The 15,715-nt window shown below is 35.0% G+C and carries 19 protein-coding genes and 1 pseudogene; 13 read left to right on the plus strand and 7 right to left on the minus strand.

The features are described from left to right. Position 1: 1 nt before the first annotated feature. The 3 genes from LZZ98_RS14295 to surE all read right to left on the minus strand — a co-directional run bounded on the left by LZZ98_RS14295 (position 2) and on the right by surE (position 2,721). Entirely contained in the window at positions 2-931 is a 930-nt protein-coding gene (locus tag LZZ98_RS14295; protein WP_237788424.1) for a LysR family transcriptional regulator, read from the minus strand. Positions 932-1,025: 94 nt separating this feature from the next. After that, the gene (locus LZZ98_RS14300; RefSeq protein WP_237788425.1) at positions 1,026-1,835 is read right to left on the minus strand and encodes a peptidoglycan DD-metalloendopeptidase family protein; all 810 of its coding nucleotides are present in this window, start codon (positions 1,833-1,835) and stop codon (positions 1,026-1,028) included. A 115-nt stretch (positions 1,836-1,950) separates the two neighbouring features. Continuing rightward, positions 1,951-2,721, minus strand: a complete 771-nt coding sequence (gene surE / locus LZZ98_RS14305; protein ID WP_237788426.1) for a 5'/3'-nucleotidase SurE — start codon at positions 2,719-2,721, stop codon at positions 1,951-1,953. A 110-nt stretch (positions 2,722-2,831) separates the two neighbouring features. On the opposite strand from surE, the gene LZZ98_RS14310 reads away from it, so the two are divergent. The 7 genes and pseudogenes from LZZ98_RS14310 to LZZ98_RS14340 all read left to right on the plus strand — a co-directional run bounded on the left by LZZ98_RS14310 (position 2,832) and on the right by LZZ98_RS14340 (position 7,778). Further along, positions 2,832-3,209, plus strand: coding sequence for an MCR_0457 family protein (locus LZZ98_RS14310; protein WP_237788427.1), 378 nt, complete (start codon positions 2,832-2,834; stop codon positions 3,207-3,209). 232 nt (positions 3,210-3,441) lie between these two features. Further along, positions 3,442-3,831, plus strand: coding sequence for an MCR_0457 family protein (locus tag LZZ98_RS14315; protein ID WP_442862720.1), 390 nt, complete (start codon positions 3,442-3,444; stop codon positions 3,829-3,831). Positions 3,832-3,949: 118 nt separating this feature from the next. After that, positions 3,950-5,098, plus strand: a complete 1,149-nt coding sequence (dacC, locus tag LZZ98_RS14320; protein WP_237788428.1) for a D-alanyl-D-alanine carboxypeptidase PBP5/6 — start codon at positions 3,950-3,952, stop codon at positions 5,096-5,098. Positions 5,099-5,195: 97 nt separating this feature from the next. After that, on the plus strand, positions 5,196-5,726 hold the full coding sequence (locus LZZ98_RS14325) for a gamma carbonic anhydrase family protein (protein ID WP_237788429.1): 531 nt from the start codon (positions 5,196-5,198) through the stop codon (positions 5,724-5,726). A 74-nt stretch (positions 5,727-5,800) separates the two neighbouring features. Continuing rightward, positions 5,801-6,540: pseudogene (locus tag LZZ98_RS14330) on the plus strand (DUF4262 domain-containing protein). 271 nt (positions 6,541-6,811) lie between these two features. Beyond that, a complete protein-coding gene (locus LZZ98_RS14335) occupies positions 6,812-7,312 on the plus strand; it encodes an SRPBCC domain-containing protein (RefSeq protein WP_237788430.1) in 501 nt (166 codons plus the stop codon). Positions 7,313-7,355: 43 nt separating this feature from the next. Then, positions 7,356-7,778, plus strand: a complete 423-nt coding sequence (locus LZZ98_RS14340) for a MerR family transcriptional regulator (protein WP_237788431.1) — start codon at positions 7,356-7,358, stop codon at positions 7,776-7,778. A 543-nt stretch (positions 7,779-8,321) separates the two neighbouring features. Here LZZ98_RS14340 and LZZ98_RS14345 read toward each other — a convergent pair. Together LZZ98_RS14345 and LZZ98_RS14350 are read right to left on the minus strand one after the other, a co-directional pair. Further along, on the minus strand, positions 8,322-8,747 hold the full coding sequence (locus tag LZZ98_RS14345) for a GFA family protein (protein ID WP_205683573.1): 426 nt from the start codon (positions 8,745-8,747) through the stop codon (positions 8,322-8,324). Positions 8,748-8,803: 56 nt separating this feature from the next. Continuing rightward, entirely contained in the window at positions 8,804-9,433 is a 630-nt protein-coding gene (locus LZZ98_RS14350) for a LysE family translocator (protein ID WP_237788432.1), read from the minus strand. Between the two features lie 130 nt (positions 9,434-9,563). Between LZZ98_RS14350 and LZZ98_RS14355 the strand changes: the two genes are divergently transcribed. The 3 genes from LZZ98_RS14355 (at position 9,564) to LZZ98_RS14365 (ending at position 11,261) form a co-directional block, all read left to right on the plus strand. Continuing rightward, positions 9,564-10,046, plus strand: a complete 483-nt coding sequence (locus LZZ98_RS14355) for an Lrp/AsnC family transcriptional regulator (protein WP_237788433.1) — start codon at positions 9,564-9,566, stop codon at positions 10,044-10,046. 131 nt (positions 10,047-10,177) lie between these two features. Then, the gene (locus LZZ98_RS14360; protein WP_237788434.1) at positions 10,178-10,816 is read left to right on the plus strand and encodes an FMN-binding negative transcriptional regulator; all 639 of its coding nucleotides are present in this window, start codon (positions 10,178-10,180) and stop codon (positions 10,814-10,816) included. 19 nt (positions 10,817-10,835) lie between these two features. Further along, positions 10,836-11,261 carry a GFA family protein gene (locus LZZ98_RS14365; RefSeq protein ID WP_237788435.1) on the plus strand — a complete coding sequence of 142 codons (426 nt, stop codon included), beginning with the start codon at positions 10,836-10,838 and terminating at the stop codon, positions 11,259-11,261. 111 nt (positions 11,262-11,372) lie between these two features. Here the strand turns inward: LZZ98_RS14365 and LZZ98_RS14370 are convergent, their stop codons facing one another. Next, positions 11,373-11,888, minus strand: coding sequence for a tetratricopeptide repeat protein (locus LZZ98_RS14370; protein ID WP_442862722.1), 516 nt, complete (start codon positions 11,886-11,888; stop codon positions 11,373-11,375). A 273-nt stretch (positions 11,889-12,161) separates the two neighbouring features. On the opposite strand from LZZ98_RS14370, the gene LZZ98_RS14375 reads away from it, so the two are divergent. Beyond that, positions 12,162-12,848, plus strand: a complete 687-nt coding sequence (locus tag LZZ98_RS14375) for a TetR/AcrR family transcriptional regulator (protein ID WP_237788437.1) — start codon at positions 12,162-12,164, stop codon at positions 12,846-12,848. Next, a complete protein-coding gene (locus LZZ98_RS14380) occupies positions 12,845-14,131 on the plus strand; it encodes a glutamate-5-semialdehyde dehydrogenase (protein WP_237788438.1) in 1,287 nt (428 codons plus the stop codon). Before LZZ98_RS14375 ends, LZZ98_RS14380 begins: the two co-directional genes overlap by 4 nt. Positions 14,132-14,156: 25 nt before the next feature. Here LZZ98_RS14380 and LZZ98_RS14385 read toward each other — a convergent pair whose 3' ends face one another. Then, on the minus strand, positions 14,157-15,392 hold the full coding sequence (locus LZZ98_RS14385) for an alpha/beta fold hydrolase (RefSeq protein WP_237788439.1): 1,236 nt from the start codon (positions 15,390-15,392) through the stop codon (positions 14,157-14,159). Positions 15,393-15,492: 100 nt separating this feature from the next. Between LZZ98_RS14385 and LZZ98_RS14390 the strand changes: the two genes are divergently transcribed. Next, the coding region (locus tag LZZ98_RS14390) for a LysR family transcriptional regulator (RefSeq protein ID WP_237788440.1) at positions 15,493-15,715 on the plus strand (223 nt) is incomplete at its 3' end.

Genomic DNA, 15,715 nt, shown 5'->3' on the forward strand with positions numbered 1-15,715 from the left:
CTTATGAGACTGTTTGATAAATTCTTCCGCCGGGTAACTGGCTAAAGTATTGTTTTAATGCCTCTAAACAGCGATGAACTTTCGTTGGTTGCTGATCTTTTTTTGCCGTGACGGCATATAAAGTGAAATGAGATAGTTTCCACTCGGGTAAAACTTCCATCAGAGAGCCATTGACTAAGTCTTTTTTTACATCCAGATATAAAATTCGTGCAATACCATGCCCTTGCAAACATAAAGATTTTGCAACCAGGACGTTATTGGTACTGAAACGTGATTTCATTTCCAGATTTACTGTTTCGCCCAGCCCTGCGTGTTGAAATGAAAAATGCTGATAATTTTTCATAATATTGACTGGAATCAGATCATGATGGTTTAGATCTTCAGGTCTTGACACAGGCGCAGACTGATTCAAATAACTCGGTGACGCCACTAAAACCTGCTCCACCAGAGCCAGTGGCACGACATTCAAATTATGATCTTCAATTTTTGGACTCATGTGTAAGGCAATATCAATACGTCCCTCGATTAAATCGGTGTATTGATTATCTGCTTCTATATGTACAGCGAGCCGACGATGTGCCTGCATCCAGTGAGACAATGCAGGAATCACATGATTAGCACCAAGTTCCGGGGTTGTGGCAATGCGTAAATCCCCCACCAAGTCATCACGCAACTCGTTGATACGGATTTTCCCACGCTCAGCAGCGGCAAGCATTTCTTGACAGCTGTGGAAAAAAGCTTGTCCAGCTTCAGTCAGACTTAATTTTCTAGTAGATCGATGTAGAAGTGTAACTTCCATTTCATTTTCTAATGAACGAATTTGCTGACTCACGGCACTGGTGGTGATTCCTAACTCACGTGCAGCACCGCTAAACGAGCTTTTTTCAACAACACAAGCAAATACACCCATTGCTCGAAGTTGATCTAACATAAATTTCCCTCTGAACTTATGAGTGCTCTTATCTTTTTGATAAAAGCAACTCATTGTATTATACGGTGAAATTTATTTTTTGTATTTGAAAAATTTAATTTATTGGTAAAACATTAGTCGGATTGATTGGTTTGCCATTTAGGCGTACCTGAAACTCGAGCATGGTGCGATTGGTGCCTGTTGAACCCATTTCAGCAATTTTCTGTCCTGCTGTCACATTCTGACCGCTACTCACATTCATTTTGCTGTTATGTGCATAAGCCGTAATGTAACCATCTATATGCTTGATCAAAATCAAGTTACCGTATTCTTTCAAACCATCTGCTGCATACACCACTTGCCCATCAGCAGCAGCAAAAATTGCATCACCTGTATTACCGCTATAGCGAATACCCTTCACATTTGCAGCAACATTAAAGTTTGCAATGACTGCCCCATTACTTGGTTTTACCCAGCGCAAGGCAGAAACCTTAGAGGATGCCACAGGTGCAGTCGTGGTGGTTACCGGAGCAGTGCTTGTAGCCGGTGTAGTCGGCAGTTGAACTGTTTGACGCTGAATAGGTGCAGCTTGTGCCACGGCTTGTGTTGTTGTGGTACGGCGTGATCCGGAATTTTTTAAACGTAAAGATTGCCCGACATAAATACGGTACGGGACATCTATATCGTTCATCTCGGCAACGCTGAGATAACTTAAACCATAACGTGCGGCGATCCCGCTTAAGGTATCCCCAGAACGAACCGTATAGTAATCCGGTGCAGTCACATAACGTGTTGCATTTTGAATTTGCGGTTTTGACGCACAACCACTCAAAATAGCAATTGAAACAACAGCTGTAGACAACACAATGGTCTTCAACAATGCTGTAGGCGCAGCAAATAAGCGATATTGTGACACCAAGTGCATTAATCTTCCTCTTTACACATAAATGTATTTATTGATTTACGTTAAGATTAGCAAAAAAGTACCTGAAAAATATGTTCAATTCTGCTTTTTCACAAAGTTATAACACTATTCGGCACTATTTAGAAAACTGTGCATGTAATGTGTGCAAAATCTCATAATTTGTGGCATCCATTTGAATCGGAGTAATACTGACATAACCATTTGCCACAGCAAAAAAGTCCGACTCTATTTCAGTTAAACCCTTTTTAGGTTCAGCCACAGCCTCACCTGACAGGCCAATCCAATACACTTGACGTCCACGTGGGTCTACATGACTGGTAATAGGTTTAGATTGACTGCGACGTCCCTGATAAGTAATTTTTGAACCTTGCAATTCAGATATATCTGGAATATTCACATTAAAAATATGGCGTGGTGGTAACGCTGGCAAACCCTGAGCAATAAAATCATGCACCCATTGTGCTGCGACTGCATAATCGTTCGGACTGTCATAAGAACGTACATTTGGCCCAGCCATAGATACAGCAATGGCAGGCTGTTTCATTAGCCGCCCCTCAAATGCTGCGCCGACAGTTCCTGAATAAAGCACATCATCGCCCAGATTTGCCCCGCTATTAATTCCGCTGACCACCAGATCAAATTCAAAATCGAATAAACCATTCATGGACAGATAGACACAATCTGCAGGTGTTCCATTGACTGCCCAAACATCGGCTGCAATCTGAATCGGTCGTAAGGGACGGTCTAAAGTAAGGGCACTGGAAAAACCACTGCGTTCACTTTCAGGAGCAACAATAACCACACGACCAAGAGGAGCCAAGGCTTGAGCCAATGCCTGAAGCCCGGGAGCAAAAACACCATCATCATTGGCAATTAATATATTCACTTAAATATCTCGTAATGGTTAAAAATGACTAATCACAACATTTGATTGAATTATATAGAAAATTATATATATTTGACGCTCAACATTTATTCAAAAAGTGTGACTTTAAAATGATTAAAACTTTATCATTTCGTGGCTTATTAGGGTTCGGCATTGCGGCATTGTTATCTTCCACTGTTTTAGCCAATGAAGGCTTATCTCAGGAAGAAGCCAATACTATTGTGAAAGAAGATCTTGCTTCAACTCAAGTGATGACTGAAGTATGCCCGGCAATTATAGGGAAAAATGCAAAATTTGATCAAAAAATTCAGCTCTTGATTCAGTCTTATCTGCAAGATTATTCAGACAAATCGATGACTTTTGATAAAATTCAAGCAGATTCAGAATATAAATCTGTACTGAATGAGGCCCGTCAGGCTGCAAAAGAAACCAGTAATGATGAACAAAAATCGGTTTGCGAAGAAGTCTTGGCTTATCAGCCTGAATAAATCGCTCTGACTTTATATAAGACACTTAAAATATTAAGAAGTATCTTATAGTGATGATAATAGGCATAAAGAAGACTGTTCTTTATGCTTTTTTAATCCTTTCTTATCTACAAGTTTTTGAGGATTAGCATCATTTTCAACAGCTTCAATACATTTGTGTACTTACAATTACCAAAAATATGGTTAAGCTTATTTTTATTGTGATGTTTATAAATAATTTAGGTCTGTTTCAATGAAATTATCTCTATTCAAATCTGCTTGTTTCGGTCTATTCACTACTGTACTCATGACACTTTCTGTGACCCATGCAGCCACGCAAAAAGATGAAAATATTGAAGTTACTCCGCTACAAAAAGTCACCCAGCAGGAACTGGCAGCTATTTATGTACTTTCAGAAGTATGCCCAGGATTAGTGAAAGATCAGGCTAAATTTGAACAAGGTTATGCAAAGCTGGCCCAAGAATATTTACCGGCAGAAAAAAATGCAGTTTCCAGCTTGGCCAAACTCAGTAAAGAGAAAAAATTTAAGTCTATTTTAACTGAAGCACGCACAGATGCGAAAAAAGCGGGAGACGCAAAAAACCTGGAAATTTGCCAGGAACTCACCACATATAGCAAATAACACAAATTGGTTACAATACTTTTGAAATAAGCTGATTTCCCCCATAGAAGTCAGCTTTGCTTTGTCCTAAAATGCAAAGCTCTTTGTGCTTATTATTAAGATATTGGAACCACCCAGAATGACCCACAAAAGCGCCCTTGCTGCATTATTACTATTGCCGAGCTTCACATACGCAGCAACTGTCTTATCTGCACCACCAGAACTCAATAATAAATCTTATGTTTTAATGGATTATGAGACAGGGCAAATCCTCGCATCAAAAAATGAAAATGAAAAACTTGCTCCTGCTTCAATGACCAAGATGATGACCAGTTACCTCGTCGAACAAAAGTTATTGAGTGGCGATCTCACTGAAAATGAAAAAGTTCGCATGAACGAATCTGCATGGTGTCGTGGTAGCAGTACAGAATCATGTATGTATGTACCGCTGAACGGCACTGCAACAGCATTGGAAATGCTACGCGGAATTATCATTCAGTCGGGTAATGATGCCTCTAAAGCCATGGCAGAACATATTGCCGGCAATGAAGGCACTTTTGCCCACATGATGAATGAAGAAGCAAAACGTATTGGCATGACCAATACCAGCTTTATCAATGCAACAGGTATGCCTGCTGAAGGTCACTACTCGACTGCTAAAGATATGGCGACTCTTGCTCAACATATCATTCATGACAGCTCAAAGTACTATCCAATCTATTCTGAAAAAGAATTCACTTTTAACGGTATTAAGCAAGGTAACCGTAATGCATTACTTTATACCGACCCAAGTGTGGATGGTTTAAAAACAGGTCATACTGAAGAAGCCGGTTATTGCTTAACGACTTCAGCTAAACGTGGTCCAATGCGTTTAATTTCAGTGATTTTTGGTGCACCAAGTATGAACGAGCGTGCATCACAAACACGTGAACTTTTAGCTTGGGGTTATGCAAGCTTTGAAACCGTAAAAGTTCAACCTGCAAACCAGGTTTTGGCTAAATCAAAAGTTTGGTACGGTAAAACTAACGATGTTCAAATTGGCCTACCTGAAAACTTTAACGTGACCATGCCTAAAGGCGAAGCCAATGCCATTAAAACTCAATTGGTTGTACAACCTAAACTGACTGCACCACTTAAAAAAGGTCAAGTGGTCGGTAAATATGTTGCCACTTTAAATGGTAAAGTGATTGCTGAAAAACCACTTGTTGCCCTTCAGGCCGTTGAAGAAGCGGGTTTTTTTGCAAAAATGATCGACCACCTTAAACAATTCTTCGCTAACTTGTTCTAAGTTTGGTTTTTTTAAATTAGACCAAAGCATCCCTACCTCGGTTTGGATGCTTTTTTATTTTATAATTCCTACAAAACTTGAGCACTGCATACCCGATATGAAAAAGAACATTCGCCCTTATTTAAATCAGCATCCTAAAATTGATGCCACTTGCTACGTTGATGAGATGTCCATAGTGATTGGTGAAGTCAGTTTAGCGGAAAATGTTTCGGTATGGCCTTTTGCCGTGATTCGTGGCGATGTGAATCATATCCGTATTGGCAAGAACTCCAATGTTCAGGATCATGCCATGCTACATGTCAGCCATAAAAAGGCGGATAAACCCGAAGGCTCGCCACTGATTATTGGCGAGGATGTCACCATTGGCCATCATGTAACTTTACATGGTTGTACTATTGGCAACCGTGTTTTGATCGGCATCAACAGCATTATTCTGGATGATGTCGTAATTCCAGATGATGTGATGATTGGTGCAGGTACGCTTGTTCCACCCGGAAAAGTTCTGGAAAGTGGCTGGTTGTATGTTGGTAGTCCTGCGAAAAAAGCCCGTCCTCTGACTGAAAAGGAAATGGCGTTTTTGCCCTATTCAGCACAGAATTATGTGAAGGTTTCTGGGAATTATAAATAATCCCAAAATCAGGTTTGTCCCTCGATTGAATCTTCTGTATTTTAGGATGTTAAAAATATCAATAATGAATTCCTATGCAATATACAGAAGATCATCAATGCCCTGATCGAAGTGAATTATTAAAGCGAACAAAAATAAATATCGAAAAATTCGGCTTGCAGGTGATGTCGATTGATCACACTGATTATTCACCACCTTTTAGCTATAGCATTGGTCTTTACCAAAGTTATGGGCATCCTGAAATTATTTGTTTCGGCTTGTCTGCAAAACTCTGTCACACCATCCTCAATCACATTGCTGAAGTGATTCAAAGCGGTGAAGTGATTCAATTAGAGCATGAATATTCAGATATATTTTTTAAAGCTAGTCGCTGTCAATTCTTAAAAGTTAAAGCTGAAAATATAAATGATTTTATTTTGGGATTGCTCAAAGTTATTATGAAAATGATGAATTCCCTGCACTTCAATTGGTGTGGACAGACCGAAATGACAAGTTCCCTTGGAAAGCGGGTTTTCAAGAAGAATTTTTATATGATCAGCCTCTACTCGATCGCAATATGAATTTTAAGTTTCGCGAACCAACAAATTTAGGAATATTTACCACACGACAATGGATTGAATCACAACAGCCCATATTGACCGTACTTCATGAAAAAAATGGCGATTGGCAATTTTTAACTGAAGAACCTTTAGTTGATGATGATTATAAGCTGATTGGCTTAAAGCATTTGATTGATCGAGATCCGACTTTGAATGAAATGTTTGATCTGCAATATGGCCAAGCTGCTGACCGAAAATTTATCGGTGATGAATGAGTGATTACTGAATTGGAGGATGAATAAGTTTTTAAAAAACAGTATCCCCAAGAAAGCCAGTCCACTGACGAAAAAGGAAAAGCGCATATTCTAAAAACGGACATTTTTACTTTGGAGAAACCGGATATTTCTATTTGGGGCTTACACTTAAATTTCGTATAAGAGATTTTATGTTAAATTTTAACCTAATATCTAAGTTGATTTTCCTTGAGCTTGGAGTAAGGTCTAACCTTAGAATGATTGTCTTATTCAGTAATAAAGACATTTTTCCATGAAATTAGTTTTTACTATCATTGCACTTTTTCTCCTTCTGATCTTTTTATTTAGACATAAAAGTATAGAAACAAAAATTATTATAAATCAACCACTAAATCATGTTTGGCAAATATTTACATGTATTTCATCTTATTCAGAATGGAATACTTTATTTGGTCTTGATCAGTTCCCCACCCATATAGGTCAAATAATTACTGTAGATTTATATGATGAAAATAGAAAAGTACAATTTCGAATGAGGCCTGTAGTAAAAGAGCTTGATGACTATCATCTAGAATGGGAAGGTAAACTCTATGTAAATGGATTGTTTAATGGTCGACATCAATTCATTTTTACTCAAATTGATGCCAATACAACTCAATTAATTCAGAAAGAAGACTTTATTGGGTTGCTTGTGCCTATTTTAAGTTATTTTATTATTCGACCTACAAAATTAAATTTTGAGATCATGAATGAATCCTTCAAAAAATATGTTGAAGGTCATAGTCATAGATGAAATTATGTTTAAAAAAATTAGATGAAAAAATAAGGATAGATGGGTGAATATTAGTCAATTTTCTAAAAAGCATGGTCTTTCATTAGATACTCTACGTTTTTATGAAAAAAGTAAGATACTGATTCCTGATCGATTAGCAAATGGTTATAGGAGTTACAATGACAAACATGAACAAGCAGTTAAACTAATTATATGTTTAAAAGGGATTGGATTTAGTTTAGACGAAATTAAACAGCTAATTGAACTTGAAAAAAAATCTCCTTCTGAAACATGTAATATTATTTCTAATCAATTGATTGATAATAAAATAGGAATGATTAGCAAACAAATTAAGTTATTGGAATATGGAAAAGAAACCCTCAATGATATTAAAAAATATATTGAAGGAAATGCTTTTGTTAAAAATCAGAAAATAATAAAAAATAAGATTGAAGATTTGTATAACCTTACAAAATATACATGTTAATGAAAAACCCCGGCATCCTGCCGGGGTTTTTCATATGGGTTCGCTCGGTATAACTCCTGTCGTACCTTACAGTCCTTGTGCGTATCTATGTTCTTATTATTGTGTGGAACTTCCTGTTCCTAATGAATCCATCATAGGAAATTGCAGCCAGGTCGTACAGGCGCAAAGGGCCGTAATTGACGTAAGCAAATGCGTACAAGGTCGGCTAAAAACTGTCCCAGGTTTATCCGCAGAAATTGGGGCTAATTTCATAGCCTGGAACCTTGATAACCAAACAAAAATGCTAAAATTGAGCGTTTTTTAGCCAATTCTATTGGCTAAACATTACAGATTTGCTTAAAAAACACACGAGTTGTTAAATCGTGTGTTTTTTAATCTTTTTGATTTTGGTTTTTTTGCGATTAAGTATTTGATAAATAATAATATTTTTAAACACGTTTCGTATAACCACCATTATGTTAAATAGACAGTCATTCATTGAATTTTCATCTTTTAAAGAAGTGTTAATCTTGGGCTTTTTTTTGATGTTACTCTAATGATCAATTAATTTGGATTTTCCTGATACTGAGGTGCAGCATCTTCTATTTCATACCAAGCTGGCTTAGATGAAACAAAAACATGGAACTGATTTCTTAAGATAGGATCATCGTCCAAACAATTAACTGGTATTGGAAAAGATGCACTCTCTGAACCGATTTCACCCAAAGCAGTTCCGCACTTTTTACAGAACGTTCGCACATAGCTAAATGGCGGTTCAGGCTTATATGTTTGTATAAACTCTTTACCTTGAAGCAAATTAAAGGATTCTTTTTTCACAAAAATAATCGTACTCGATCCGAGCTTACGACAACGTGAACAATGGCATGTTCCCATCATGTCAGGAACAGCATTCAACTCAAATTTAACAGCACCACAACAACAACTACCCTGAATCATATTTTGCCTATATTTATAAAGAGGTTTGGACATTTTTAATGTAAAAAAGGATAACTATTAAATCATTATCCTGCATAGCAGCCATTATATTAAATGGGTGGGAATTCTCTGTATATGATGCTTAAAGCTAAGATACACATCATTAGAGATAAACCTTTAAGCAAAGCACTTTGTATTTTTAAATTACGTAGAATTTTTTTTAGACTCAAAGAAAAAAATACATAAAGACCACCAGTGATCCCCAAAGTTATAATTGTTATTACGATTAAAGAAAAAGTTTGTTCTTTCAAGCTAGATGCTCCAAAAATAGAAGGAACAATTGCTAGATAAAATGAAATGGTTTTAGGATTACTGAGCGTTATAAATAGCCCATCCCGATAAGAAAAGATAGTTTCGCTTACCGTACCTTTATCTTGGGTTTGTAAGAGATCACCATTGAAAGACCAAAAGCTATAAGCTAAATACAATAAATATATGCTTGATAGCATGACTAAATAGAAAGAAAAATGTGGAAAAATTTGAGTTAAAGAAGTTAGTAAAAAAATAGACGTTAATAAAAAAATTAAATCGCCCGTAATAAGGCCAAGGAGCATCATTACACCATTTCTATAGCCTTGAGTAAGTGTTTTAAACATTAGCCCTGTCATACCTGGCCCAGGAAGGATTGCTGCTAAAGATAAAGTAAAAAGATATATGGTGAGTTGTGCTAGATAGTCCATTTGAAAATAGATCAAGAAAAATATTAGATCTATTTTTTTATAAAAACAAAGAGTAAATTGATCTATTTGTTTTATATAAACCTCTAAAAAGGGTATAAAATTTCTAATTTAGTTAATTATTTGAATATTTATGCCTGCCAATAAAAAAATCGATAAAACTGATGTAAAAATTTTAGAGTTGCTACAGAAAGACTCACGTATTACAACAGTCGAATTATCTGAACGATTAAACTTATCTACCTCTCCTTGTTGGCGTAGGGTCAAACAACTTGAAGATACAAGCATTATTAAAGGATATGGAGTATTACTTGACCGCAAAAAAATAGATTTAGGCGTAATGGTATTTATACGTGTATCTATTGATAGTCATAGCGAAAAGGAAGCTAAAAAATTTGAAGAAGAAGTTACAGCCCTAGATTATGTCGTTGCATGTTACAGCATTGGAGGAGATGCAGATTTTTTACTTCAAGTTGTATCACCAGATCTTGATACTTATGCTGAATTCTCAATGTCAACGATTAGAAGATTGCCTGGAATAAAGGAAATGCAAAGTATGTTTGTTCTAAAAGAAATAAAGCCTTTTATAGGATTCCCAATTAAAATCTCTCAATAAAACATTCTTACTTTAGATAGAGCAAAAATAGAATTTACTATAATGGCCATTATGTTAAATAAGAGTTGATAAGTAGCCATTAATTACCTTAATTTGATGTAATACAACGTCAAAACTATAGAAAGAACTAAATGTACTTACCGCCTCATTTTGAAGAAAGACGAATAGATATTCTTCATGATTTAGTAAAAAAACATCCTTTTGGTTGTATCGTTACATATTCCAATGGTGAGTTAGATGCTAACCATATTCCCTTTGAATTAGTGCCTGACAAGGGGGATTTTGGGAAATTACTGGCACATATATCAAGACAAAATCCTTTAGCTGAAGTTTTAAAGAATGATGCCAATGTACTTGTAATATTCCGAATTGATGATGTTTATATATCTCCTAATTGGTATGTAGGAAAATTTGAACATCATGAAGTTGTTCCGACTTGGAACTACGTAGTTATTCATGCAAAAGGTAAAGCCAGAATTATTGAAGATGAAAAAATATTAAGAGGTATTTTGGCTCGTCTTACTAGAGAACATGAGTCTAATCAAGAGATTCCTTGGAAAATGACAGATGCACCAGCGGACTTTATCAACGAAAGGATGAAACATATTGTAGGAATACAAATTGAGATTACAGACTTAGTGGGAAAATTTAAATTAAGTCAAAATAGAAATAAAAATGATATTTCAAGTGTAGCTAAAGTTTTAGCTACTAAAGGTAAAAATAATTTAAGTAATCTAATGTTGAATATCTCAAGTACGGAAGAAATATAGAATTATATAAGGTTAATAAATGAAAAATAGCGGTAGTTGTTTGTGCGGAAAGGTTAAATTCTCAATCAACAAAGATATTCAGACGATGTATCACTGTCATTGCAGCTTATGTCGTAAACAAAGTGGTACTGGAGCAAATTCAGCGACTTTGGTGAATGAAACATTATTTGAGTGGGTTTCTGGTATAGATTCTATTGGAACATTTAGAAAAGACTCAGGTTTTACTTCTTGCTTTTGTATAAGTTGTGGATCTCCAGTTCCTAATAAAGTTGGTAATAGCTCGTTCATATGGATTCCACTTGGATTGCTAGATGAGACGCCAATAATTAAGAAAAGATTAGGATTCTGTATTAACTCAAAGAGTAATTGGGCACCTGTAATACAACTAGATCAGGAATACTTAGAGTTACCAAGTTGGAGTGAGTTAGAGGATTATTTTGATTAATTTAAGATTTCCTAAAATTAATAATACACCTTATAAGAAATCTAAAATGGGAGTCTTAAGCTCCCATTTTAGATTTCTTATAAGGTGTATTATGTTAATTATTCTACATAGTTACATCTGTGCCTTATCTTCCCAAAATTTTGCTTTATCTAAATTTTTTTCTACACCTATTCCATATCGATACATAAATTCAAGATCCCTCATAGCCTCTTTACTGCCAAGAGACGCAGCTTTTTTAAATAAATCTAATGCCTTAGCAGTATCTTCAGTAACTCCCTCACCATTACGATATAAATTAGCTAAACCCACCATAGAATCAGTATGATTTAAGTCAGATCCTTTTGAGAACCACACAAAAGCTTTCTTATAATGTTCTTCAGCATCAGGTGGGTCCATATCTTCAACTAAACCAGCATATGTCGCATACCCATCACCAAGCCAATACATTGCATTGATATTGCCACTTTCCGCTGACTTAATAGCCCAGCTTTCGGCTTGAGCTTCATCTTCTTCAATACCGTAACCATGTATATATACATCGGCTAATTCTAATTGTGCTGATGAATCACCATTTTCAGCCTTTGTTAATAACTCATTTGAAAATGTTGGATTTGCCAAAGTTTCCATAGAAAAGATCAGTCCTAGAGCAATAGATGCAAGTTTGAAAAATTTCATTTTATGCCTTCAAATCAAAGTTATATTTAATTCGTTATGTTATTAATAATACTTTATTAAGATGAAAAATTAGAGTGATTTAACATAATGGCTGTTATGCGAAATTAACATGTAAGCCCAAAGTAGAAATGTCCGTTTTTTCTAAATTAAGAAATATCCTTGAAATACTTATTTTTATTATTTACCATAAAACAAACAAACGTTTGTTTTATGGATGGCTAAGCTATGGGTAAAAGTGCTGATAGAATTATTTCAAACTCAATATCAGTCTTTAGAGAAAAAGGGTTCAATGCAACAACCGTTGGTGACATTGCAACTGCTACTGGACTTCTGAAAGGAAGTTTATACAGTCACTTTGCAAGCAAAGAGAGCATATTATTAGAAGTCATCAATAGAGTGGAATCGATATTTTTTGAATATATTCAAATAAAAAACTCTAAAAAGATTCATGAAATATTAAGGAAAACCGCAGATTTCTTTATCCAGGAAGAATCATGCCTAATGGCTAATCTTCTAGCGGAAAGCCTTCCTCCTTCGGCTCAATCCAGAGTAGTTACTTTTTTCAAAAACTGGAAAAGCCTTTTAGTGGAGGCCATGGATGAATCTATCGATGATCAATCAAAGAATATTTTTGCAGAAGATGTCATCTCTTTATTTGAAGGAAATGTAATTATGATGAAAGTTTTAAAAAGTTCAGATCCCGTGAACAGATGTCTAAATCAGTTAATTAAAAATTATGATGCCCTAATGCCATCTATATACTTAACAGAATCTCAAAAAGAAAAGCAAGATTATGATTATAGAGAGATTTCTAATAATGGTAATGATGACACTCTCGTTTGTGATATTCATGATTCTGATAGCTCTAGTACGTTATCCCAATCATCCAATAATGAGCATAAATCATCATGAATTTTATTAATGATGATTTATCAAATTTGATAAAGAATATTAATTTTATATCAAAAAAAACGGCTTTAAGTATTCAGAATAAAAATCTAATCCTAAAAGAAATAGCCCAAGAAATTAGAAGGAGAAGTCAAAAAATTATTGATATGAGTCATGATGATTATAAAGAGGCTAAAGAAAAGGGTACAGAATATTCCTTACTACAACGTCTAAAGTTAGATGCTAATAAAATAGAAAGTTGCGCCAAAGGATTAGAAAAACTAATTGATATTGATGATCCTATAGGCAAAACAGAATTTGAAAAAGAGTTAGATAATGGTCTTATTCTAACTAAAAAAACCTACCCAATCGGAGTCATTGGAGTCATCCTGGAAGCCAGACCTGATGCTTTTTTGCAAATTATTGGGATTGGAATCAAAACTAATAACTTTATGATCTTGAAGCCTGGTACAGAAGCACAGAATACTTGTAGCTACCTGATGGCAATTGTTCATCAAATAATATTAAAAAAACAAGTTCCTTTAGAAATACTAACCCTTTTACATGCAAGATCTCAAATAGATCTCCTCTTGAAAGAAGATCAATATATTGATTTGATTATCCCTAGAGGCTCAAAGAAGTTAGTCGAATATATTCAACAAAATACCAATATTCCTGTTATGGGTCATGCGGATGGCGTGTGTCACATCTTTGTTGATGAAATTAATGATGTCCAACAATCATTAGAGATGATTATGGATTCCAAAGTCCAATATCCAGCAGCATGCAATGCGGTAGAAACCGTCCTAATTAATCAATCAGTTGCTTCTGAATTTTTACCTCTCTTAGTTTCTCGGTTAGATCAGCTTCGTGTAACTATTTACGCTGATCATCAGGTTTCTAAAAGCTTAAATAGAGCTTTTCCACTTCCTGAATCATGGTCTATTGAATATGGTGATCACAGTATCAGTTTGAAAATAGTAAATGGTTTAGATGAAGCAATTACCCATATCAATACTTATGGTTCACACCATACTGATTCAATCATTACGCAAAACTCTATAAATGCTAACATTTTCATGCAACAAACTGATTCTGCAAATGTATATCATAATTGCTCAACTCGATTTGCTGATGGATACCGTTATGGTTTTGGAGCAGAAGTAGGAATAAGTACTAATAAAATTTTTCCACGAGGACCAGTCGCAATAGAAGGACTGACAACCTACAAATATCATCTTGTTGGGAACTTACATACCGTTAGTGATTATGCCGATGGAACTAAAAAATTTAAGCATTCTCTATGATCTATAGACCTGATAAATCTCTTTTTCATTCCCTATTTAACTGATCTCTTACTAAATTATTAATTGCATCCAAGACTACTTCTGGAAACTCTATAGGTATTGAATGGGTTGCATGGGCTAGAATCTTATGCTTAGTGTTTGGAATAATTTTAGCAATCTCCTCTCCTAAAATATATGGTGTTGCTCGATCCATTTCACCTGACAATACAATAGTTTTTGCTTTAATTTTTGAAATTTTATCTCTTATATCTATTCTGTCTATTGTTGCTGCTTTTAGTGCTTTTGCTAAGTTTTGAGGATCTTGAGCCATCATTTTACTTAATTCAATGTCTGCTTCGATCTTATTATTTTCTAACCATTGGGATGTTTGCTTAATATTTTGAATTTCTTTAAAAAGTTCTAATCGGTCAGAATTCTCTGAAAGGAGTACATTTTCTCTTTTAATCCAACAAGGAATGCGATCTTCATATTCTTTTTGAGCTGAAGTATTAATTAATATAAGATTTTCAACCACATCTGGATACTGAACTGCTATTCGCATTGCAACCATAGCCCCTTGGCTATGTCCAACTAATGTCGCTTTATCAATACAATATTCCTTCATCCAAATAGCGATGTCCTCTGCTATTCCATCTAGATCTAATTCCTCACGCCAGCCACTTTTAGCATGACCAGGCATATCAAATGAAATACAACGATTTTGTGAAAGATTTTGAGTGATATTAGTCCAGAATGTTCGATCTAAAAATAATCCGTGTAAAAAAATAATAGGAGAACCTTCTCCAATATCATCCCATTCATAGATAGTTTCATTGATCGTTACCTTTCTACTATGACTAGAATCTCTATGTACTTCTGAAAGTAAAAGTGAATCTTCAAAGATTTGATAGTGAGTAATTTTATAATTTTCTATTGTAAACTTAATTATATAATCACTATCAACAATGGTATTGGTCTTCAGAACTAAGTGTCTAAATCGACCGATTACAAAAACATCATTATCAGAACTTATTAATTTACTTATAGAAAAATTTATTGGCTGAAAGGCTTTAGGAAAATTTTCTAACCATTTTTTAATAGCCTTATGCCCTTGTATGATACCAACAGTTTTAACGATTGAATCGCCATCTATATGCCATATAGCATGTGGATGAATACATTCAAGAGCCTCATGAATGTTATTTTGAGAAAATGCAGATAGATATTTACGGACAATATCAATTTCTAAAGAGTTAGAACTTGAATTAGTAAGAGTATTCATAAGAAGCCTTAAATATTGATGATTTTTAATATTAAGGCTTCAATTTCAATGCATAAATGGATCAAAATAATTTACTATTTTCCAAAAATGGAAAGAAAATATGAATTGGGATGATCTCCGATTTTTTACAGCAGTAGTGCAATATCAGAATATAAGTCGTTCAGCCAAAGAGTTAGGAGTGAGTCCACAAACTGTCTCTAGGAAAATAACTGCTTTTGAAGAAAAGTTAGGAACTACTCTATTTATTAGGCATCCTAGAGGATATCAACCAACAAAAGATGCTATGAATCTTATTGATGACGTTAAAAGTGCTGAAAAAATAC

Origin of the sequence: Acinetobacter sp. SM34, assembly GCF_022012365.1 — a bacterium.
Taxonomy (GTDB): domain Bacteria; phylum Pseudomonadota; class Gammaproteobacteria; order Pseudomonadales; family Moraxellaceae; genus Acinetobacter.

Excerpts from the sequence above, each read along its gene's own strand:
- LZZ98_RS14295 (WP_237788424.1), bottom strand. The coding sequence starts at position 931 with ATGTTAGATCAACTTCGAGCAATGGGTGTATTTGCTTGTGTTGTTGAA.
- LZZ98_RS14300 (WP_237788425.1), bottom strand. The coding sequence starts at position 1,835 with ATGCACTTGGTGTCACAATATCGCTTATTTGCTGCGCCTACAGCATTG.
- LZZ98_RS14310 (WP_237788427.1), top strand. The coding sequence starts at position 2,832 with ATGATTAAAACTTTATCATTTCGTGGCTTATTAGGGTTCGGCATTGCG.
- LZZ98_RS14315 (WP_442862720.1), top strand. The coding sequence starts at position 3,442 with ATGAAATTATCTCTATTCAAATCTGCTTGTTTCGGTCTATTCACTACT.
- dacC (WP_237788428.1), top strand. The coding sequence starts at position 3,950 with ATGACCCACAAAAGCGCCCTTGCTGCATTATTACTATTGCCGAGCTTC.
- LZZ98_RS14325 (WP_237788429.1), top strand. The coding sequence starts at position 5,196 with ATGAAAAAGAACATTCGCCCTTATTTAAATCAGCATCCTAAAATTGAT.
- LZZ98_RS14335 (WP_237788430.1), top strand. The coding sequence starts at position 6,812 with ATGAAATTAGTTTTTACTATCATTGCACTTTTTCTCCTTCTGATCTTT.
- LZZ98_RS14345 (WP_205683573.1), bottom strand. The coding sequence starts at position 8,747 with ATGTCCAAACCTCTTTATAAATATAGGCAAAATATGATTCAGGGTAGT.
- LZZ98_RS14350 (WP_237788432.1), bottom strand. The coding sequence starts at position 9,433 with ATGGACTATCTAGCACAACTCACCATATATCTTTTTACTTTATCTTTA.
- LZZ98_RS14355 (WP_237788433.1), top strand. The coding sequence starts at position 9,564 with ATGCCTGCCAATAAAAAAATCGATAAAACTGATGTAAAAATTTTAGAG.
- LZZ98_RS14360 (WP_237788434.1), top strand. The coding sequence starts at position 10,178 with ATGTACTTACCGCCTCATTTTGAAGAAAGACGAATAGATATTCTTCAT.
- LZZ98_RS14365 (WP_237788435.1), top strand. The coding sequence starts at position 10,836 with ATGAAAAATAGCGGTAGTTGTTTGTGCGGAAAGGTTAAATTCTCAATC.
- LZZ98_RS14370 (WP_442862722.1), bottom strand. The coding sequence starts at position 11,888 with ATGGAAACTTTGGCAAATCCAACATTTTCAAATGAGTTATTAACAAAG.
- LZZ98_RS14375 (WP_237788437.1), top strand. The coding sequence starts at position 12,162 with ATGGGTAAAAGTGCTGATAGAATTATTTCAAACTCAATATCAGTCTTT.
- LZZ98_RS14380 (WP_237788438.1), top strand. The coding sequence starts at position 12,845 with ATGAATTTTATTAATGATGATTTATCAAATTTGATAAAGAATATTAAT.
- LZZ98_RS14385 (WP_237788439.1), bottom strand. The coding sequence starts at position 15,392 with ATGAATACTCTTACTAATTCAAGTTCTAACTCTTTAGAAATTGATATT.